The sequence below is a fragment of the Asticcacaulis excentricus genome (genome assembly GCF_003966695.1).
GTDB classification, from domain to species: domain Bacteria; phylum Pseudomonadota; class Alphaproteobacteria; order Caulobacterales; family Caulobacteraceae; genus Asticcacaulis; species Asticcacaulis excentricus_A.
The window spans coordinates 287,375-308,222 of sequence record NZ_AP018827.1 but is presented as its reverse complement, the minus strand read 5'-3'; the positions used below and the strand labels follow the sequence as shown (position 1 = coordinate 308,222).

General features: G+C 62.4%; 17 protein-coding genes, 1 other RNA gene, 1 pseudogene and 1 riboswitch. Of the genes and pseudogenes, 12 read left to right on the top strand and 7 right to left on the bottom strand.

What is annotated here, in order from left to right; genetic code table 11:
* Positions 1-377: 377 nt before the first annotated feature.
* Together EM6_RS01540 and EM6_RS17630 are read left to right on the top strand one after the other, a co-directional pair.
* A complete protein-coding gene (locus tag EM6_RS01540) occupies positions 378-1,661 on the top strand; it encodes an NAD(P)/FAD-dependent oxidoreductase (protein ID WP_126419741.1) in 1,284 nt (427 codons plus the stop codon).
* Between the two features lie 294 nt (positions 1,662-1,955).
* A pseudogene (locus tag EM6_RS17630) lies at positions 1,956-2,171 on the top strand (methyl-accepting chemotaxis protein); the annotation flags it as partial.
* A gap of 263 nt (positions 2,172-2,434) precedes the next feature.
* Here the strand turns inward: EM6_RS17630 and EM6_RS01530 are convergent.
* Positions 2,435-3,189 (bottom strand): IS5 family transposase gene (locus tag EM6_RS01530; protein ID WP_420000730.1). Its coding sequence is split into 2 segments (ribosomal slippage): positions 2,435-2,856 and positions 2,856-3,189, totalling 756 coding nucleotides; the frame shifts between segments, so codons are not numbered across the junction.
* A gap of 163 nt (positions 3,190-3,352) precedes the next feature.
* Between EM6_RS01530 and EM6_RS01525 the strand changes: the two genes are divergently transcribed.
* Together EM6_RS01525 and EM6_RS01520 are read left to right on the top strand one after the other, a co-directional pair.
* Positions 3,353-3,829, top strand: a complete 477-nt coding sequence (locus tag EM6_RS01525; protein WP_197723581.1) for a cache domain-containing protein — start codon at positions 3,353-3,355, stop codon at positions 3,827-3,829.
* A gap of 124 nt (positions 3,830-3,953) precedes the next feature.
* Positions 3,954-5,033, top strand: coding sequence for a methyl-accepting chemotaxis protein (locus EM6_RS01520; RefSeq protein WP_126419738.1), 1,080 nt, complete (start codon positions 3,954-3,956; stop codon positions 5,031-5,033).
* 146 nt (positions 5,034-5,179) lie between these two features.
* Here the strand turns inward: EM6_RS01520 and EM6_RS01515 are convergent, their stop codons facing one another.
* Positions 5,180-5,938 (bottom strand): site-2 protease family protein, encoded by a 759-nt coding sequence (locus EM6_RS01515; RefSeq protein WP_126419736.1) that lies wholly within the window; start codon positions 5,936-5,938, stop codon positions 5,180-5,182.
* 152 nt (positions 5,939-6,090) lie between these two features.
* Between EM6_RS01515 and EM6_RS01510 the strand changes: the two genes are divergently transcribed.
* Positions 6,091-6,897 carry a DUF3313 family protein gene (locus EM6_RS01510; protein WP_126419734.1) on the top strand — a complete coding sequence of 269 codons (807 nt, stop codon included), beginning with the start codon at positions 6,091-6,093 and terminating at the stop codon, positions 6,895-6,897.
* 187 nt (positions 6,898-7,084) lie between these two features.
* Here the strand turns inward: EM6_RS01510 and EM6_RS01505 are convergent, their stop codons facing one another.
* The gene (locus EM6_RS01505) at positions 7,085-7,921 is read right to left on the bottom strand and encodes a TIGR00266 family protein (protein WP_126419732.1); all 837 of its coding nucleotides are present in this window, start codon (positions 7,919-7,921) and stop codon (positions 7,085-7,087) included.
* Between the two features lie 116 nt (positions 7,922-8,037).
* Positions 8,038-8,526 (bottom strand): hypothetical protein, encoded by a 489-nt coding sequence (locus EM6_RS01500; RefSeq protein WP_126419730.1) that lies wholly within the window; start codon positions 8,524-8,526, stop codon positions 8,038-8,040.
* A gap of 138 nt (positions 8,527-8,664) precedes the next feature.
* A riboswitch (TPP riboswitch) is annotated at positions 8,665-8,777 on the top strand.
* 102 nt (positions 8,778-8,879) lie between these two features.
* Between EM6_RS01500 and thiC the strand changes: the two genes are divergently transcribed.
* The 7 genes from thiC to EM6_RS01465 all read left to right on the top strand — a co-directional run bounded on the left by thiC (position 8,880) and on the right by EM6_RS01465 (position 17,342).
* The gene (thiC, locus tag EM6_RS01495; protein WP_126419728.1) at positions 8,880-10,733 is read left to right on the top strand and encodes a phosphomethylpyrimidine synthase ThiC; all 1,854 of its coding nucleotides are present in this window, start codon (positions 8,880-8,882) and stop codon (positions 10,731-10,733) included.
* Between the two features lie 360 nt (positions 10,734-11,093).
* Positions 11,094-11,618 carry a helix-turn-helix domain-containing protein gene (locus EM6_RS01490; protein ID WP_126419726.1) on the top strand — a complete coding sequence of 175 codons (525 nt, stop codon included), beginning with the start codon at positions 11,094-11,096 and terminating at the stop codon, positions 11,616-11,618.
* Positions 11,619-11,736: 118 nt separating this feature from the next.
* Positions 11,737-12,921 (top strand): CynX/NimT family MFS transporter, encoded by a 1,185-nt coding sequence (locus EM6_RS01485; RefSeq protein ID WP_126419724.1) that lies wholly within the window; start codon positions 11,737-11,739, stop codon positions 12,919-12,921.
* Between the two features lie 70 nt (positions 12,922-12,991).
* Positions 12,992-14,008 (top strand): sensor histidine kinase, encoded by a 1,017-nt coding sequence (locus tag EM6_RS01480; RefSeq protein WP_126419722.1) that lies wholly within the window; start codon positions 12,992-12,994, stop codon positions 14,006-14,008.
* A 69-nt stretch (positions 14,009-14,077) separates the two neighbouring features.
* Positions 14,078-14,432: a transfer-messenger RNA gene (gene ssrA, locus EM6_RS01475) on the top strand.
* Between the two features lie 202 nt (positions 14,433-14,634).
* Positions 14,635-15,156 carry an SspB family protein gene (locus tag EM6_RS01470; protein ID WP_126419720.1) on the top strand — a complete coding sequence of 174 codons (522 nt, stop codon included), beginning with the start codon at positions 14,635-14,637 and terminating at the stop codon, positions 15,154-15,156.
* 26 nt (positions 15,157-15,182) lie between these two features.
* Positions 15,183-17,342: a serine hydrolase domain-containing protein gene (locus tag EM6_RS01465; RefSeq protein ID WP_126419718.1), complete on the top strand. Its 2,160-nt coding sequence runs from the start codon at positions 15,183-15,185 to the stop codon at positions 17,340-17,342.
* 10 nt (positions 17,343-17,352) lie between these two features.
* On the opposite strand, the gene EM6_RS01460 is transcribed toward EM6_RS01465, so the two are convergent.
* Genes EM6_RS01460 through EM6_RS01450 form a run of 3 tightly spaced genes read right to left on the bottom strand, consistent with a single transcriptional unit; the run spans position 17,353 to position 20,842 of the window.
* On the bottom strand, positions 17,353-17,706 hold the full coding sequence (locus EM6_RS01460; protein ID WP_126419716.1) for a RusA family crossover junction endodeoxyribonuclease: 354 nt from the start codon (positions 17,704-17,706) through the stop codon (positions 17,353-17,355).
* Positions 17,703-18,524 carry a peptidylprolyl isomerase gene (locus EM6_RS01455; RefSeq protein WP_126422809.1) on the bottom strand — a complete coding sequence of 274 codons (822 nt, stop codon included), beginning with the start codon at positions 18,522-18,524 and terminating at the stop codon, positions 17,703-17,705. Before EM6_RS01455 ends, EM6_RS01460 begins: the two co-directional genes overlap by 4 nt.
* Positions 18,524-20,842, bottom strand: a complete 2,319-nt coding sequence (locus tag EM6_RS01450; RefSeq protein ID WP_126419714.1) for an ATP-dependent helicase — start codon at positions 20,840-20,842, stop codon at positions 18,524-18,526. The genes EM6_RS01455 and EM6_RS01450 overlap by 1 nt, the downstream gene beginning before the upstream one ends.
* Between the last annotated feature and the right edge of the window lie 6 nt (positions 20,843-20,848).

Genomic DNA, 20,848 nt, shown 5'->3' with positions numbered 1-20,848 from the left:
TGCCGGCCTGACTTATTGGCAAAAGTGAGCTGTTAATGAAAATGTCACACAAACAGATGCCAAGGGCATGGATGATTTTCATGTTGCAAAGCCCGAAGGATTTTTCCGATCGAGACAAACTTATAAAGTCTCTCCAATCCTTCAAACTGTCTTTAGACGAGTCCGAAAAATCGGATGTAATGACTTTCTTAGAAACCGCATCGCGGCTCACAGAAAAAGAATGCAAATATTTTGCGTCTTACCCAGATGAAGGCCTCGACGAGCACCTGGTTAAACCAATGAAATACAAAAAATTTTATATGGACATGAAATCTATTTTTAAGTCCATTTAACACCGAACCTGCACTTGTTTCGGCCCAAAGGAAATGCCCGAAGGAATGACCACCGCCCGCAATACCGGCCATCCCGAAGGCTGCTGGTACGCCGATACGGCGGGCCGGCTGAACCGGCCTGCGTTCATCGGTGAGGCCGATACGGATGTGGCGATTATCGGCGGGGGCTATACAGGCTTAGGCGCGGCGCTGGAACTGGCCCATAAGGGTGTGTCGGTCACCCTGCTGGAAGGGGCGGAGATCGGCTCAGGCGCGTCCGGGCGCAATGGCGGGCAGTTGCACACCGGTCAGCGCGTCGATCCGCAAACCCTGGAGAGCCAACTGGGGGCCGATGCGGCGCGCGCACTGTGGGAGATGGCCGAAACCGCCAAGGCGCACCTGAAAGGGCTGATCGGCACGCACGCTATCGACTGCGACCTGCGCCCCGGCCTGATCCACGCCTGGCACCGTCCGCGCTTTGCCGAAGACGACCGCGCCTATGCTGACTTCGTGTCGCGCCGCTACGGTTACGATCAGGTGCGGTTCATGGATAAGGCCGAGGTCGCCGCCGAGTTGGGCACCGAGGTCTATCATGGCGGCACGTTTGACGCGGGCGGCGGGCATCTGCACCCGCTGAAACTGGCGCAGGGGCTGGCGAAAGCCGCCCTATCGGCGGGGGCCCGCCTATATGAGCACAGCCGCGTCCAACGCTATGAGACGACGGCAGACGGCGTGACGCTCTTTCTCACAAACGGACGGCTGCGGGCGCGTCACCTGCTGATCTGCGGCAATGGCTATATGCCGGGGCTCGATGCCGATATCGACGCGCATGTGCTGCCCATCAACAACTTCATCCTGACCACCGCCCCCCTGCCCGATGATCTGATCCTGCGCAGCAACTACGCGGCGGCGGACTCGCGTTTCGTAGTCAATTACTGGCGCAAGACGCCGGACAACCGCCTGTTGTTCGGCGGCGGCGAAAACTATACGCCGTGGTTTCCAAAGGACATCCGCGCCTTTGTCCGGCGCAACATGCTGAAGGTCTACCCACAACTGGCCGACATCGAAATCACCCACGGCTGGGGCGGCACTCTGGCTATCACGCTGAGCCGCTCGCCCTATGTGCGCCAGTTGTCGCCCCACGTCTGGGTCAGCGCCGGCTATAGCGGTCAGGGGGTGGTTCTGGCCCCCTACTTCGGGACGCTGCTGGCGCGCGCCGTGACGGGCGACCGCCGCGACGCCGAGCTTCTGATGCAGTTGCGCACGCCGCCCTTTCCGGGCGGAAAATGGCTGCGCACCCCCGCCATGATCGCCGGTCTGAGCTGGTACGCCTTGCGCGACAGAGTATAACTTATCTGCATCTATGGGCGATTTCGTTACATCCGCACCCGGAAAAGTTGCGCTGGAAACCATAGCGTGTCCTTGGGGAGACATTCCCTGACAGATTGACCCAAAACGTCTCAAAAATACCTGCCAGCCCTTGCGATGCGGCACCTGCAAACCGCATAGGTTGTGACGCGAGTCGTTCGCATAACGCGGATACGAATTCGCCAACACACCCAATTTTTTGCCTATCGCCTGCCGCGTCCCCGATGACCATCGGGCCAGTGCACATGATACGCTTGCAACGAAGGAAGCCGCTTCATGTCCTCCGCCATCACCCTGTCGGACATCCTCTCGCAAACCCGCCGTGCCAAGACCATCACCCATACCAAGGTGCAGGATATCCGCGCCGTGACGGCCAAGCTGCGCATACTGGCGCTCAACGCCCTGATCGAGGCCAAACACGCGGGCGACAAGGGGGCCGGTTTTTCGGTGGTGGCCGATGAGGTGCGCGCCATATCGACGGAGGTCGAAGGGCTGGCGCGCGATCTGGGCAACGAGATCATCAATCTCGACAGCCTCACTCAGGACATGGCTTTGGCCAGTCAGGGGGCGCGCCTGACCGACATGGCGCTCAATGCCATCGAGCTGATTGACCGCAATTTGTATGAGCGCACCTGCGATGTGCGCTGGTGGGCCACCGACTCGGCCCTGTGGCAGGCGGCCACCGACCCCACTCCGGCGCACACCGCCTATGCCTCGCGGCGGCTGGGGGTCATACTAGGCTCAAGACTCATTGATCAGAGCCAGAAGATGACGGTAGCGGCGATAAGTATGGCAGAGAAGAAGGTGTGGGCACAGCGGTCGTATCGAGTGTGTACGCGCCGCCAGTCTTTGAGTTTGGCGAACATGTTTTCGACCTTATGGCGTTGCTTATAGAGTATTTTGTCATGCTCGATCTGGACTTTTCGATTACGCTTTGAAGGGATGCAGGGGTTTATTCCTTTATCTTTCAGAGCATCACGGAACCAGTTGGCGTCATATCCCCGATCACCCAGCAAAGTTTTTGCTTTGGGCAGTGTATCCAGCAGCAAGGCTGCGCCCTTGAAGTCGCTGACGTGTCCAGCGGTCAGCAACAGGCAGATAGGCCTGCCGTGCGGGTCGCTAACCGCATGAAGTTTGGAGTTCAGGCCACCTTTGGTGCGTCCGAGAAGGCGGGGAAATCCCCTTTTTTTAGCAGGCTGGCTGCGGTGCGGTGGGCTTTGAGATGCGTGGCGTCGATAATCAGTTGCTCCGGATCACCGGCCTGCGAGGCCAGAGCGCTGAAAATCCGATTGAAAACGCCCATCCGGCTCCAGCGCATGAAGCGGTTATAAAGCGTCTTGTGCGGACCATAGCCCTTGGGGGCATCCTTCCACTGAAGACCATGTTTTATAACGTAAATAATCCCGCTGACCACGCGCAGATCATCCACGCGAGGAACGCCATGCGACAACGGAAAATACCGGCGTATCCGGTTGAATTGCACATCAGACAGCAAAAACACATCAGCCATGATCCACCTCCTTCCAAAAGTGAATCACATCAACCCCCCCTTGGGAATCCCTCGCGTTAATTAATAGGGCCTGAGCCTAGACTCCTACACCGTCTATATCGATCTGTGGCTGTGCGACCTCGATGGCCATATCCTCGCCAATGGCCGGCCGGAGCGCCACCACGTGCAGGGGCAGAATGTGCGCGACCGCACCTGGTTCAGCCGCGCGCTCAGCCTGCGCAACGGTCAGGAGTTTGCCGTCGCCGACATTACGACCGAGCCGCTGCTGGGTAACGCGCAGGTCGCCACCTATGCGACGGGTGTGCGGCAGGACGGCGACCCGCATGCCGCGCTTCTGGGCGTGCTGGGCATCCAGTTCGACTGGCAGCCGCAGGCCCTGATCATCACGCAGGGCGCGCGCCTGTCCGAAGAGGAACGGGACCGCACGCGCGTCCTGCTCACCGATGCGCAGGGGCTGGTAATCGCTGCCTCCGACGGTCAGGGCCTGCTGAACGAGCGGGTGCGCCTTCTGACCGAAGGGCGGGTCATGGGTCATTATAGCGATCCGCACAGCGGGGCGCTGGTCGCCTTCCACCGCACGCCGGGCTACGAAACCTATCAGGGGTTGGGGTGGTATGGGGTTATTGTGCAACCTCAGTAAGTCCTTCACGGGCTCGCGTTACATCGTATACATATAAATTGTATATTTTTGGGCGTTGGTTGGACTTGAAACCATCGTCGAACCCTTGTTGTCTCTCGTCCGCAGTGACAACAAGGGGTGATTCGTGGACGCACTTTCGACGATCAGCGCATCCGGGACGCAGACCGCCGTTTCTAATGAAGCGGTTTCGGTCAACGACATCATCGCCTGCACCGCGCGGGCACGCGGCCTCACCCAGCATAAGGTCCGCGACATCCGTCAGGTGACCAACACTTTGCGTATTCTGGCGCTCAATGCCCTGATCGAAGCGCGCCGCGCCGGTGAACTGGGGGCCGGTTTCGGCGTCGTCGCCGATGAGGTGCGCAACATCTCCACCCAGGTCGAGGGCCTGTCTTCGTCACTGGCCTCAGAACTGGGCGGTGAGATCGAGGCGCTGGAAAAGCTGACGCGCGACATGGCGCGGCAGGCGCAGGGCGCGCGCCTGACCGATCTGGCGCTCAATGCGATCGAGCTGATTGACCGGAATTTGTACGAACGCACTTGCGATGTGCGCTGGTGGGCGACCGACTCCGCCGTGTGGGAGGCGGCGTCGCATCCGACGAAGGACAATTGCCACTACGCCTCTTCGCGTCTGGGGGTCATTCTCGACGCCTACACGGTCTATATCGACCTGTGGCTATGCGACCTTAACGGTCATATTCTGGCCAATGGCCGCCCCGATCGCTTCTCTGTGACAGGTCAGAACGTCGCCTCGCGCGACTGGTACCAGAAGGCGCTGAGCCTTAGCAGCGGCAATGATTTCGCCGTCGCCGACATCACCACCGAACCCTTGCTGAAGGGGGCGCAGGTCGCGTCCTACGCCACCGGCGTGCGCGTCGGCGGTCAGGCCGATGGCGAACTGATCGGCATATTGGGCGTGCATTTCGACTGGCAGCCGCAGGCGGAAACCATCGTCAAGGGCGTGCGTCTGACCGAGGCCGAAAAGCGCTGCACGCGCGTCCTGCTAACCGACGCGCAGGGCCTTGTCATCGCCGCCTCCGATGGCCGCGGCAGCCTGAATGAGCGCATCCCGCTCGATACGCAGGGCCGCACCTCCGGTCACTATATGGACCGCCACGAGCGGCTGGTGGCCTTTCACCGCACACCGGGCTACGAGACCTATCACGGACTGGGCTGGTACGGGGTGATCGTTCAGGAGGGCTAACCGCCAGAGCGGGGGGACTCCGGAATCGAAACCACAGATTACACAGATTAGCTGTGTCCGTATCATGCGCGTAGCGCCTATCTGTGAAATCTGTGGTTAAACCCTTTCAACGTGATAACCGTTGCGCACCTTTTTTGGAATGCCCTCTAATTCCAGAAGGTAAAGCGATCGAACGCCGGGCGCATCGCGTCCAGATCGAGCCCCAGCGTGCCCGCCACTATCCCCAGCAGCGCATAGATTAGCGGAAACCCGAAGAAGAAGATCAGCACCACGGCCAGCAGGCTGATCCACGGCAGGCGCTCCAGACGCTCGGCCATACCGCGCAGGGGCTGCGGCAGCAGCGGTGTGATCACCCCAAACCCGTCAAAGCCCGGAATGGGCAGCAGATTGAGCACAAAGGCCATCAGGTTGAAAAAGCTGAGCAGGATCAGCGCCTGCCAAAACACGTCAGGCGCCGCGTGTGCAAAGGCAACCTGCGCCGCACCATAGCTGATCAGGGCGAAGATCAGGCTCATTACCGGGCCGGCCAGCGCGATCAGCGACGACTGCCAGCGGAAACGGATCAGGTCGGGCCGGATCAGCACCGCCGCTCCGGGCAGGGCAATGCCCCCCAGCACCAAAATCAGCACGGGCAAAACGATGCTGTTCGGACCGTTGATATAGACGACCGGATCGAGCGTCAGATAGCCCCGCGCCTTCACTGAATAGTCGCCAAAGGCCGCCGCCGAGGCCGCGTGGCCGAACTCATGCAGGCACAGGCCGATCACCCAGCCCAGCAGCACAAAGCCAAAGGTGGCCAGCCCCGACACCTCCGGACGCATCCACAGCACAAGCCCCGCTGCCCCGAACAGGGCCAGCAGGACGATAAAATTCAACGGCGTCGCCGGGCGGGTCTCGGTTTCCATATCGCCCTAATGACAGACGCCGCTCCACCGCGCAATCGCCCTTTTATACGCCCGGATGCGGTGAGCATCTTCGGCCGTTGGTATTATTCAGCCTTGCAATCCGAATGCGATCCGTGCGCGTATAAACTAAATTAGAAACACAGGAAAAAGACATGCGGTTTGCGCTCACCTTCACGGCCCTCGCCCTCAGCCTGACCGCCTGCGCCAGCGCCCCGGATGGCCACGACTCCAGCCTGTCTTCGACCGAACAACTGAAACCCGGCAAGAGCGGGCGCACCACGACGCGCGAATACCGCGATACAGCGGCGCTCAATCAGGTGAAGCGCGTCTATCTGCACCCCACCCAACTGGCGACCGGCAAAACCACGCGCTACACGCTGAAAGACAATGAGAAAGCGCTGGTCCTCACCGAGGTCGAGGCGCAACTCTGTTTCGAACTGGCCGAGCGCTATGAGATGGTCAGCGACCGCACGCAGTCCGATGCCGAGGTGCATTCGGCGGTAACGTGGTTTGAACCGACCGGCACCGCCGGCTCTGGCGCTGCGGCCGTCGCCAACTTCTTCATTCCGGGGCCTCTGGGTATCCGCTTGCCGGGGTCTCTGGGCGGTCTCGGGGCCGAGGCCGAAATGAAGGTCAAGGACCGGCAGGTCGCCGCCATCGTCTGGGCGCGTCAGGCGCAGGCCCTGGGCACCGACTCGCCGTCCCTGTCGAGGCTGGGTGACGCGCTGCAATTCGCCGAGCCCTTCGGTGACGATGCGGCGCGCGTCATGTCGCCGGAGCCCCTGCCTCCCAGCCGCAGCTATACGTCGGCGACCGACCCTTGCGCGGCCTATGGCGGGCGGATCAACGAAACGGGCTTTATTATCGACCGCGTGACCGGCCTGTATGTTCCGTCCACGCGCCCGCAAAAGGCGCCTGAAAAAGCCCCCGGCACGACGCCGGAGGCTCAACAGGATTAATACAACGGCCGCATGCGCTCAGCATCTTCGGCCGTTGCTAGATCATTATGATTTCCGGTAGAAACATAATGATCTAGATTTTTGTTTAGCCCCTCGCCGGGCGGTGGCTCCGCCACCTTGGCCGCCGCCTCAATGGCGGCTTGAGCGGAATGAGTCCAGTAGAAGTCATTCCGCTCTATAGGAAGGTTTATCGATTACCACCGATCAGGTCGCCAAGGCCGCCTAATACCGAGCCTTCGCCGCTGTTCGGCCCTCCGCCGCCAGCGGCCGCCAGCACGCGACCGGCCAGACGCGAGAAGGGCAGCGACTGGATCCACACCTTGCCCGGCCCGGTCAGTTGCGCAAAGAAGACGCCTTCGCCACCGAACAGCATCGACTTGACGCCGCCCGCCTGCACCAGATCGAAATCGACCGTATCGGTGAAGGCCGCCACGCAGCCCGTGTCGATGTGAAGCTGCTCACCGGGGGCCAGTGTGCGTTCAATGACCGCGCCACCAAACTGCACAAAGACCCAGCCATCGCCTTCCAGCTTCTGCATGATGAAGCCTTCGCCACCGAACAGGCCGGTCATCACCTTGCGCTGAAACGCGATGCCCAGCGACACGCCCTTGGCGGCGGCGAGGAAAGAGTCCTTCTGGCAGATCAGGCGACCGCCGACGTCCGACAGCTTGAGCGGGATGATCGAGCCCGGCACCGGGGCCGAAAACGCCACCCGCGCCTTGCCCTGACCATTGTGGGTGAAGACGGTGGTGAACAGGCTTTCACCGGAAATCAGGCGCTTGCCCGCACCCAGCAGCGCACCCATAAAGCCCTTTTGCTGACCCGATCCGTCGCCGAACACCGTGGTCATGCCGACGCTGGCATCCTTCCACACCATGCCGCCAGCTTCGGCGATAGCGCTTTCGCCCGGATCGAGTTCGATCTCAACGAATTGCAGTTCTTCGCCCTTGATCTCAAAGTCGATGTCGTCGGCCACACCGGCCTGACGATGGTGGGTGGTGGGAACGGACGCATTGCCGAACATGGGTATCTCCTGTGACTGACCCAGAAGATGTAGCGTGCGCGGGCGCAAAAGGAAGACCGGTTTTCGTTAAAAATCGGACAGGTAGCGCCGCATCCCCAACGCAACCGATTCCACACCTACTGCGCCAGATGCACGCGCACGTCTTTCCAGTGGGTCTTGAAGAACCATACCCGCCCGCCCTGCTTGGCGACGGCCAGTTCGCCATCCGACACCCAGCGTAGCTTGACCTCGGTCCCGGCCTCAAACGCCGACACGGCGGGCGCTTCGGCGCTGTCTCCGGCATTATGCACGATCAGCCGCAAATCCGGTGCCCCCCCCAGACAGGACACTTGCCGCACCTCGGCAATGCGGCCTCCGCTGGGGGAGACGGAGCGATCGACAAAGCTGGACGTACACACAGGCGCCGCCCCGCGCGCATACAGCGCATAGCCCCAGAAGACGGCCCCCACCAGCACCAGCGACGCCGCTATCCCTGCGAACCAGTACCAGTGATGGCGTTCCTTGGCATAAACATAGCCGTGGGGGTGGCGCAGTTCGTCATAGGCGCCGACCTTCATATGCAGTTCCTGCTCCGATACGGTACGCAGAGGTTCACCTGCGGGCATCGTCTCTCCTCCGGGCATTAAACCGCCCCTGTGGATAAGTTTGCGCCCGGAAGTTTACCAATGGGTAAAGAGATGGAAGGCCCTCAGCAATGTGACATTCCCCCTTGCTCCCCTGCGCCCGTTCCTCTAAATTCCGCGCATCGTTCACCGGGGTGTCCGCGCGCAAGCGGGCTGAGAATCGGACCAGCGTCCGTAAACCCGCCGAACCTGATCCGGGTCATGCCGGCGAAGGGAGTGAGTAAGCCTCTGGCGTCCGCGTTCTGCTGACAACCCGCCATCTGGCCAGACACCTGACGCGCATGATCCCTTTATTGACACGCCTGCACACCACAGGCTCAGAAAGGGATTATCCAATGAACAAGCCCATCAAGGACTTAAAGCCGATCAAGGTCGAAGCCTCGCCCTTCCCTGGCTCGAAAAAGGTCTATGAACCCGGCGTCCTCTTCCCCGACCTGCGCGTGCCGTTCCGCGAAGTCGCCCTGCAAAAAGAGGCCAATGAGCCGCCGGTCAGCCTGTACGACTCGACCGGCCCCTACACCGAGGAAGGCTTTGTGCCTCAGATCGACAAGGGCCTGCCGCGCGTGCGCGAAAAGCTGGTGCTCGATCGCGGCGACGTCGAATTTATCGAAGGCCGCAAGGTCAAGCCGGAAGACAATGGCAATGTCTCGGCCGAGCGTCTGGCGCCCGAATTCCCCAACCTGCCCAAGGTGATGCGCGGCAAGCCCGGACACAAGGTGACGCAGCTCGAATACGCCCGCGCCGGCATCATCACCGCCGAGATGGAATATATCGCTATCCGCGAAAACATCCGCCGCAAGCAGGACGCCGAAGTCATCCGCGATGGAGAAGACTTCGGGGCTTCGATCCCCGACTTTATTACGCCGGAATTTGTCCGTGACGAAGTGGCTCGCGGTCGCGCCGTCATCCCGGCCAATATCAATCACGCCGAAGTCGAGCCGATGATCATTGGCCGCAACTTCCTGGTGAAGATCAACGCCAATATCGGCAATTCCGCCGTCACCTCCTCGATGGAGGAAGAGGTGGACAAGATGGTGTGGGCGATCCGCTGGGGCGCCGACAATGTCATGGACCTTTCGACCGGCCGCAATATCCACAATATCCGCGAGTGGATTCTGCGCAATTCGCCCAACCCCATCGGCACCGTGCCCATCTATCAGGCGCTGGAAAAGGTCAATGGCGTCGCCGAAGACCTGACTTGGGAAGTCTATCGCGACACCCTGATCGAGCAGGCGCAGCAGGGCGTGGACTATTTCACCATCCATGCGGGCGTGCGCCTCGCCTATGTCCACCTGACGGCCAACCGCGTCACCGGCATCGTGTCGCGCGGCGGCTCGATCATGGCCAAGTGGTGTCTGGCCCACCATAAGGAAAACTTCCTCTACACCCATTTCGAGGAAATCTGCGACATCATGCGTGAGTATGATGTCACCTTCTCACTGGGCGACGGCCTGCGTCCCGGCTCGATCGCCGACGCCAATGACCGCGCGCAGTTCGCCGAGTTGGAGACGCTGGGGGAACTGACCAAGGTGGCGTGGGCCAAGGGCTGTCAGGTGATGATCGAAGGCCCCGGCCACGTGCCGATGCACAAGATCAAGGCCAATATGGACAAGCAGCTCGCCACCTGCGGCGAAGCCCCCTTCTATACGCTTGGGCCACTAACCACCGACATCGCGCCGGGTTACGACCACATCACCTCCGGTATCGGGGCGGCCATGATCGGCTGGTTCGGCACGGCCATGCTGTGCTACGTCACACCGAAGGAGCATCTGGGCCTGCCCGACCGCAACGACGTGAAGACGGGCGTGATCACCTATAAGATCGCCGCCCACGCCGCCGACCTCGCCAAGGGCCACCCCGCCGCCCGTGCGTGGGACGATGCGCTCAGCCGCGCGCGTTTCGACTTCCGCTGGGAGGATCAGTTCAATCTGGGCCTCGACCCGGACACGGCGCGCGCCTTCCACGACGAGACCCTGCCGAAAGAGGCACACAAGACGGCGCACTTCTGCTCGATGTGCGGGCCGAAATTCTGCTCGATGAAGATCACGCAGGAGGTCCGCGACTACGCGGCCAACATGACCGACAACGAAAAGGCGGACCTCGAAGCCGCGACGGGAATGGCGGAAATGTCTCAAAAGTTCAAGGATATGGGCTCAGAGGTCTATATCCCGGCCGAACCTGCGGAGTGATCGGCACGCTAGACCAAATCTCATAACCGGGCGCAGGTGACACCATCTGCGCCCTTTTCTCGTGCGGCCCGAGCCCCCCTCCGTCATCTTCGCCTACGCTCAGATGCCACCTCCCCCGGCACGCCGGGGGAGTAGGTGTACCGAAGGAGCCGTCGCTGTGGGAGGGTTACCTGCATCAGACACGCCGGGGGGAGTAGGTATGAGGAAGGGCTTGCCTTAAACCTACTCCCCCAGTTTACTGGGGGAGGTGGACCGGGACCGACAGGTGCCGGGACGGTGGGGGGGCTCGCTGCAAGCATTCACGTCAATGCCGTAGCGCCCGGTATTGATCTCGAGCCGCGCCCCTGCCACAGTCGGGCCATGCCCCGCCCCCATTCCCCGCTTCGCCGACTGCGGCTGCTGAAAGGCCTCAAGCAGAGCCATCTGGCCGAGCTGATGGGCGTGACGCAGACGACGGTGTCGCGCTGGGAAAGCGGGGCTCTGGCCCTGCCGGATGATCAGTGGCAGCGGGCGCAACGGCTTCTGGCCGACTCGGCGCAAGACGCCATCCTCAAACGGCTGGTGGAAACGTCGCAGCTCAGCGTGCACCTGATCGACGACCGCACGCACGATCTGCTGGCGGTTTCCCCATCGCGCGAAGGCCTGTGGCGGGCCGAGCCGGGGGCGTTTCTGGGCAAGTCCCTGATCCGCTATGCCTCTGAGGACATACTGGTCGCCGAAGCCTCGCTGGAGGGTTTGGGCTGGCGCGACGGACGCCTCAGCCGCATCGAGGTCGCTACCGGCCCCAACCACCATCCCATCGTCCCCATCGTCCAGAGCCGCCTGATCTGGGAACGGCTGTTGCTGTCGGACGGACGCGCCGCGCGGCTGGTGACGACGCTATAGCTCCAAGTCTCAAAGAGACTTGGCAAGGCCGACCGGCCGCCCGAGCTTGCGAGGAGCCCCATCTTCACTTTCTGCCGGCGTCTGAGCCGAAAAAGACCGCATAAAATATGCGTTGATCGTGCGCGCGCACGCCCGTATCGACGCAGACATGATCCGCATCGACTCGCATTGGCGTCCCATCCTGCTCCTGTGGTTTACCGGCGTGCTGGCCGCCGCCGCGCTGGGCAAGTTTGCCTCCCTAAGCCCGGTCATCTCCGCCGATCTTAAGCTGTCGCGCGTCGAAGCTGGCTGGCTGGTGTCACTTATAGAGACCGGCGGAGCCAGCCTCGGCATCATTGCCGGTTTGCTGATTGCACGGTTAGGCAGTCGCAAGGCGCTGTTGTACGGCATGGGATTACTGACCGTCGGCGGTCTGATCGGCGCGCTGATCCCCGGCCTGTGGACGCTGTTTACCGCCCGCCTGATCGAAAGCGCCGGCTATCTGATGGTGGTCATTGCCGCGCCATCCTTGATCGCCACGGTCGCGCGGCCGCAGGATCGGGGGGCGGCGCTCACCCTGTGGAGCACCTTTGTTCCGGCAGGCTTTGCCATCGGCATGGGCCTCAGCGGCGTTTGGCTGCTGTTTACCGGCTGGCGTACCGTGCTGGTGGTGTGGGCGCTGCTGGCCGGGGCCGCCCTGTTCGCCGCCGTCCGCACCCCGGTGGTCGAGACGAAAAGCGAAACCCGGCTCGTATGGCCGCCCCTGCCCGTCTGGCTGATGTGCGTCGGGTTTGGCTGCTACACCAGCCTGTTCGTCGGCCTGATTGCCATGTTCCCGCTGTTCCTCACCGAACAGGGGCAGTCGCCATCGGTCGCCGCCACCGTTACCGGCCTCGCCTCGGCCGCGACTCTAAGCGGCGCGTGGGCCGCCGCGCAGGCCCTGCACCGCGGGCAGCGGGCGCGCTGGATCGCCTTATGCGCAGGCCTGCTGGTGCCCGCCGCTCTGGCCTGCCTGATCTTTATCGGCGGTCCTCCGCTGTGGCTGGCGGGGCTGATTATCGCGCTTAACGCCATATCCGGCATAGGCTCCAGCCTCGTCTTCGCCCGCCTGCCGCATATGAGCCCCGGCCTCAATGTCGCTGCCGCCAATGGCGTCCTGACGCAGTTCGGGGCGGGCGGCTCGCTGATCGGCCCGCCATTACTCGCAGCCATTGCCGGGCACTGGGGCTGGACGGCGCTGGGCCCGGCAGTCGTAGTCGGTTCGCTGGCGGCGCTGGGCCTGATGATCGCCGCCGAACGCACCGCCAGACGCGAAAATAAATAACGCATGAGCGCCTTGCCCTACCGTGCACTAGTGGCTTGACGCCCGTCGAAACCCCCGGAATAACGGTCTCATGTACAGGGTTGAGGGCTTTTTCCGGAAGATAACTTGCTGGTTCCGCAAACGCGAGGACCAGACGGCGTTTCGTTATGGCGTGGCCGTGGCCTTCTTCGGCGTGGCGCTTGGCCTGCGCTTCGTCAGTGACAAGGCCCTGCCACCCGGCTTTCCCTTCCTGACCTTCTTCCCGGCCGTCATGCTAACGGCGTGGCTGGTCGGCCTCTGGCCGGGTATCCTCTGCGCGGCACTTAGCGCGCTGGCCGCGTGGTTTTTTTTCATCCCGCCGGTTTTCAGCTTGGACGTCAGCCCGCCGGTGCTGGTGGCTCTGGGCTTTTTCCTGATCGTCTCCGCCGTCGATATCGCCGTCATCCACGGTATGCGGCTGGCGCAGGCAAAATTGTCAGTCGAACGCAACACCAATGCCGCCCTGGTGGTGCATCAAAAGACGCTCTATGCCGAGCTTCAGCACCGCATCGCCAACAATCTGGCTTTCGTGGCCAGTATGCTCACCCTGCAATCGAAAAAGCTGGAGGGCAATCGCGAGGCCACCGATGCCCTGACCGACGCGCGCCTGCGGCTGGAAACCCTGTCGCGTATCCATCGCAAGCTGTACGACCCGGACAATGTCAATGTGCCGCTGCGCACCCTGCTGCGCGACATTGCCGAAGACGTGCTGCACACCCGCGACGGACGTATACGGCTGGAGGTCGAGGTGCCCGACATCACCCTGCCCGCCGAACAGGTGATGACCCTGTCGCTGTTCGTGGTGGAGGTGCTGACCAATTCGCTGAAACACGCCTTCAGCGCCGGTCAGGGCGCGGTCACCATACGCCTCGATGACACGAAGCCCGACGTGCTTGTGCTGTCGATCCGCGACGATGGCCCCGGCCTGCCCAGCGGCTTTGACCTCGCGGCCTCCAAAAGTCTGGGGATGCGGATATTGCACAGCTTTGCCCGCACGCTGAAAGGCGACGTGGCCTTCACCAGTGATCGCGGCCTGAAAACCTGCCTGACCTTCGCCCGCCTGGCCTGAAAAGCGGCGGAGACCGGACCCGACGAAGGACTAAACAAATCCAGATGCCTACCTAAAAATCCCGCGCGCCCTCTTTCGCCGGGCGGACGAACCGCCTATATTAGGTGTGTTCCTCCGGGAACTATGGGGATAAACGCCCACGTAATAAGCGGACTGGACCCGGGTGCGATTCCCGGCGGCTCCACCATTTTCCTCCGTTTGCGGAGCTTATATGGGGCCGATCAGCATCGACAGACGTGTAAAGGTGTAGCCTTCCCTCAGTTTGAGCCTCTGTGATCGGCTCAAAATTATAGTTGCGAACGATAACTTCGCTTCGGATCAAGCTCTTGCTGCGTAATGCGGCGGATCTAATCCACCTAAACTCCTAGGGCTTAAGCTCCCTAGGCGGGGCCCGGCGAGGGCCTGGCAACAGAACCTCGCCACTTCCTCCACATTCCGATCAGGCCCTCGCCAATTGTAAGTGAAGATGGGGGACGCCTGGCAACAGAAGTCCAGCACTTCCTCCCTCCAAAGCCATCACAAGTCGGGGAAATCTCGCACCTGCGGGCATTTTGCTGTTTTGTTTCAGCCGCACCGTGTTAAGTCTGAGGCAGACTCATTCACCCAATGCAGGTGCCCCGCCCGACATGACCGATACGCCGTCCGTCATTGACCACATGGATTATGCGACCCTGACCCAAAACGCGCTGCGCGGTGTGATCCGTGAAGCCCTGATCAAGGCGTCGCATCCGCACGGCCTGCCCGGAGATCACCATTTCTACGTCACCTTTCTGACGCGCGCCGAAGGCGTGACCATCCCGGACGACCTGCTGAAACGTTATCCGCGCGACATCACCATCGTGTTGCAGCACCAGTATCGCGAACTGAAGGTCGATGGTGACCGCATCAGCGTGACGCTCAGCTTTGGCGGCGTGCCCAAGGTGCTGCGCTTCCCCCTGTCGGCCATCACCCGCTTCTATGACCCCAGCGTGCAGTTTATCCTCGAATTCGACGTCGAAGAACCTCTGGAAGCCAATGACGATGAGGGCCTGATCGCGGAGCCGGCCACAGCGACTGATGGGGCCAAACCGGCAGAGCTCGATCCCGACACCCCGCCCCCCGATACGGGCCCCAAGGTCGTCTCGCTTGATCAGTTTCGCAAGAAGTAGCCTTCGCCTTCGCAGGGTTTCGCCACATGCGCCGACCGTCTGCCCGCCTGATAGCCCTGCTCACCGCCGGGTGCCTCGTTCTGGGGCTGAGCCTGCCGGCCGTGGCGGCCACCCCGGTGCCGCCGGTTGAAGCCCCGCCCGTCGAAGCCGCGCCGCCACCGGCAAGCCCGGCCCAGACACCGCGGCCCGCGCGGAAGACCCCACGGCGGGCCGCACCTGCGCCCGCCGTGACTGAACCCGCCTCGGTCAATCGTCCGGTCAGCCCGGAAGACATCGAATCCTTTACCGACGCCACCGTCTCTGCCCTGATGCAGCGCGACCATGTGCTGGGCGTGACGGTCGCCGTGGTGCAGGGCGGCACGCCGCTTCTGATCAAGGGCTATGGCTATGACCGCCTGACGCCGCGTCGGCCGGTCGATGCGCGCACCAGCCTGTTCCGCATCGGCTCGATCACCAAGACCTTTACCTGGATCGCCGTGCGTCAGGAGATAGAGGCCGGGCGCATCCAGCTTGATGGTCCCGTCGCCGCCTATCTGCCCGAAGATATCTTTGCCAAGGACCGGCGCTTCAAACCGATCCGTATGCGCGACCTGATGGCCCACACGGCGGGGTTTGAGGACACCTCTCTGGGCCACCTCTTCCGTCTCGAAGACGGGCGCATCGAATCGACTGACACCTATTTCCGCCGCCATGCGCCGCAGCGCATCCGCGAACCGGGCAGCTTCGCCACCTATTCCAACTATGGGGCCGCGCTGGCCGCCCGCGCGGCCGCCCGCACGGCTGAGGCGAAGGATGTGCCCACCCTGATGGAAGCCCGCATATTCCGGCCGCTGGGCCTCGGCTCGACCACCCTGCGCGAGCCCTACGATCCGGCGCTGATCCACCCCAATGCCGCCGCCGAAGGCTTGCCTGCGCCCATGCCGGGGGGCCTGTCCGACCGCCTGTCGCAGGGCTTTATCTGGGATGGGGCCACCTTCCGGGCGCAGCCCTTCGACCACGCCCTGCCCATGGCCGGGGCGCTGGGGGCTTCGACCACCGCTGTCGACATGGCGCGCTATATGTCCCTGCTGCTGGACAATGGCAGCCTCGACGGTGTGACCCTGTTCGGACCGGCCTCGGCTCAGGCCTTCCGCTCGCCACTTCTGACCATGCCGAAGGGTTATAATGGCTGGGCGTCCGGCCTGCGTATCGGGGAGACGGCACAGGGGCTGAAGACCTATGGTCATACGGGCGCGACCCTGTGGTTCAACGCCAATATGATTTTGGTGCCCGAACGCAATCTGGGCATCTTCATCGCCGCCAATACCGAAACCGGCGACACGCTGACGCGCGCCTATCCCGAACTGCTGATCCAGCACGTCGAAGGCGGCGTGACCCCCGCCCCGCGTCAGCCGCCGCAGACCTATGCCGCCGATCGCGCCTATTTCGACTCCTTGCGCGGGGCCTATGTCTCGACGCGGCGGGCCTATGGCGGGTTGGAAGGGGCGGTAACGCGGCTGATCAACACGGTGGAGGTCGATGCCGATGCGCAGGGCCGCCTGATCGTCTCCGCGCCCGACGGGTCCTCGGCTTATGTCGCGGCGGCGGCGCGCGGCTTCTTCATCCCGCAGGCGGCCAATCCGCTGGGGCCGCAGATCGGCAATGACGGCCTGCATTTCCTGTTCAGACCGCAGGGCGGCCGCGCCACCGCCTTTGAAACCAGCGCCAATATGGCGCGCTATGAGCGCGTGGGCTGGGTGCACCGGCCTTCGACCCTGTATAATCTGACGGCGCTCATGCTGGGTTCGTGCGTGCTGGTGCTGATGGGGCTGAGCCGCGTGGGTCAGCGCGACCACCCGACCGAAGCGCAGGTCGCGGCGACGTGGATGTCCTACGCCACCGCTGCTGTGTGGATACTGGCCATCGCCCTGTTCAACAACTGGCGTCAAGGGTTAAGCGGCGACCCCAGCGCCCTGTTCACCCACTGGCCCAGCGGTCAGTTGCAAATGGCGTCGTGGCTGGCGGTGCTGGCGTCTCTGGCCACCCTGTTTCAACTCGGCAGCCTCTACCGCGTCTATGAGGAAGCCAACTATCATTCCGACGGCTGGGCCCTGTGGCAAAAAGCGGCGCATACGGCGCTAAACATCGGCTGGCTGTGCTATGCTATCCTGCTGATGAGCTGGGGCGCGCTCACGCCTTGGGGGTAAACCCGGCCCCCTACCGCTTCAGCGCATAGACGCGGATATGGATTTGCTCGCGTTCGCCTTCAAAGCGTTCGACCAGCAGCCGTGCCACCTGACTGTCGTCGTGGAAGACAAACCCCTTGATGGCATCGAGCAGCGCCTTGGCGAGGTTATCGAGGTCCATCCACGGCGGATCACCGACGTGCTCCATGCGGATTTCGACCGCATAGTCACCCCAGGCCGGACGCGCCCCCCGCCACTCTTTGCGAAAAAACTCATAGACCAGCGGCTTGTAATATTTGGCCTGCGTCGTCAGACCATCAATGAAGAGTTCAATCCCCTCATCGGTTTCCCGCGCCCGCACCTTGCCAAAGACGGTCCAAGTCACGGCACGGTCCTCACCGGCACCGTAATATCGCAGATCGAAAAATCCGCGCCTTTTTCGGCCCGCTTCGCCTTGACCAGCGTCGCAAAAGCCGCGCCTGTGGGGTTCATGATCTCCAGTTTCGGGCGCTCGGCCAAGGGCATATCGGCCAGCAACTGTACCTGAGCCATCGCATCGGGTTGCACCGGGGGTTCACCCACCCTTAGCGCCGCCAGCGCGTCGAACCCCGACACGACGCGGCCCACCACCGTATAGTCGCGGTCCAGTCGCGTGACCGTATCGCGCATCAGATAAAGCTCGCTATTGGCCGAGTCTCTGGCCTCCCCGCGCCCCATACCCAACACACCGCGGCAGTGCGTCCCCCAGGCCCGCACGGCGTGACTGCCGTCACTGGCGGGCGGCATATGCCGGTCGGTCATCGCCACATAGGGCACCGCGCCGATAAAGCCGGTCGTCGCCCCGTCGGGTTGCGCCACAACCATGTGAGGCGCGGTCTCAGCCAGTTTGAACACCGCCTCCAAAGGCAGATCCGGCAGAGGGCTGCGACCGCCATCCTTATTGTTCGGATTGCCGGTCTGGGCCACGAAATGATCAATCACGCGATGGAACAGCAGGCCGTTATAAAAGCCCTGCCGCGTCAGGTCTTTGATGCGCGCCACACCCTGCGGCGCCATTTGCGGGCTGAGGGCGATGATCACCCGCCCCTGAGTCGTCTCCATGACCAGCGTGTTGTCGGCATCCAGCGGCGTCCAGTCCTGCGCGGTCGCTGCCGTCGCCAGCGCCGCCAGCGCCGCAATGACGCCCGCCCCCCACGCCTTCATCACGCCTTCTCCACGAAACTATCGATGACCTTCTTCTCGCCCGAAATATCGAAATTGACCACCAGCTTGTTGCCTTCGGTTTCGACCACATGACCATAGCCGAACTTGCTGTGAAAGACGCGGGTGCCCACGCTGAGGCCCTTGGAGGGTTGCGGCTTGGCGGCCGGCGGGCGGTGCGGCTGCGGCTTTTTCTCCAGCCGGCTCATATCGACGCCGGACAGGCGGTCGCTGAACCGGCCCTCGGTTTTCGTTTCGCTTTTGGTATGGTTAGGCTGATATCCGGCGCGGTCCCAACGCGACTGCTCAGACTGCCAGCCCGCCTGATTATAGCCGGTTTGCGAGGTCGCCTCGACGTGGTCGATGGGCATTTCGTCGATAAAGCGTGAGGGTATCTGGCTGGTCCAGCGGCCGAAGACCTGCCGATTGGCAACGAAAGAAACCCGCGCGATCTCCCGCGCCCGCGTCAGGCCGACATAGGCCAGCCGCCGCTCCTCCTCCAGCCCTTTCAGGCCGTTTTCGTCCATCGAGCGCTGCGACGGGAAGACGCCCTCTTCCCAGCCTGGCAGGAAGACCACCGGAAACTCCAGCCCCTTGGCGGCGTGCAGGGTCGAGATTCGCACGCTGTTCTCGCCATTGTCGCGCTCAAGGTCCATGACCAGCGACACATGCTCCAGATAGGCTTCGAGGTTTTCGAAGTCCTGCATGGCGTTCATCATTTCCTTGAGGTTGTCGATGCGCGTCCCGCCCGATGTCTTATCGGCGCGCTGCATGTCGTAATAGCCGCTCTCGGTCAGCACCATATCGAGCAGGGCGTCGTGCGCTGTGCTTTTCAGCGCCGCCACCCAACGGTCATAATCGCGCAGGAAACCGACCAGCGGCGTTTTGGCCCGCGCCGGCAGTTCATCGGTCTGCACCAGATCACGCACGGCGGCCATGACGCTCTGCCCGGCCAATCGCGCCTGCATCAAGAGCTTCTGCACCGTGGCGTCGCCAATGCCGCGCTTGGGCACATTGACGATACGCTCAAAGGCCAGATCATCGTCTTCGGACTGGATCAGGCGCAGATAGGCGATGGCGTCGCGGATTTCCGCCCGCTCGAAAAAGCGCGGGCCGCCCACCACCACATAGGGGATTTGCAGCATCAGGAAGCGTTCTTCAAAGGCCCGCATCTGAAACGAGGCGCGCACCAGCACGGCCATATCCGAATAGGCACGGCCCTGCTTTTTCAGGCGCTCGATATCCTCAGCGACGCCCTGCGCCTCGGCCGCGCCGTCCCACAGGCCCTGCACGCGCACCTTTTCGCCACCCTGCTGATCGGTGAACAGGGTCTTGCCCAGACGCGCGCTGTTGGCGCGGATCAGGCCTGACGCAGCCGACAGGATATGCTGGGTCGAGCGGTAGTTGCGCTCCAGCCGGATCACCTTGGCGCCCGGATAGTCGCGCTCGAACTTGAGGATGTTATCGACCTCGGCCCCGCGCCAGCCATAGATCGACTGATCGTCATCACCGACGCAGCAGAGGTTGCGGTTGGCATTGGTGAGAATCCGCAGCCACAGATACTGCGCGATATTGGTGTCCTGATACTCGTCCACCAGCACGTACTTGAAACGGCGGTGATAGTGTTCGAGGATGTCCGGATGTTCGCTGAGGATTTTCAGCGTGTGCAGCAAAAGGTCACCGAAATCGCAGGCGTTCAACACCCGCAGGCGCTCCTGATACTCGGCATAGAGTTCCGGCCCTTTATTGAAAGCAAACTGCGCGCCTTCGTCGGCGGTCATCTTCGCCACCTTGTCCGGCGTCAGCCCCTTATTCTTCCACTGATCGAGGAAGTGCGCCATCAGCTTGGGCGGGAAACGCTTGGTGTCGATGCGCCGCGCCTCCATGATCTGCTTGAGCAGGCGCGTCTGATCATCGTCATCGATAATGTTGAAGCTCGACTTCAGCCCCACCAGTTCGGCATGACGGCGCAGCATCTGCGCGGCGATCGAGTGGAAGGTGCCGAGATTAGACAGGCCTTCCGCCGATGGACCCACCAGCCGCATCGTGCGCTCACGCATTTCGCGCGCCGCCTTGTTGGTGAAGGTGACGCAGAGGATTTCCCACGGTTTGGCCAGACCCTGCGCCAGTATGTGCGCGATGCGCGTGGTCAAAACGCGCGTCTTGCCCGTACCCGCGCCAGCCAGAACCAGCACCGGCCCTTCGGTCGAACGCACGGCGTCGGCCTGTTCGGGGTTCAGACCCTTGAAAAAATCGCTGCTGAAAGAGGCCCCGTTCACCGAGGCCCGCTGACTGATGGGGATGGAAACGTCTTCGTTCATGCCCCT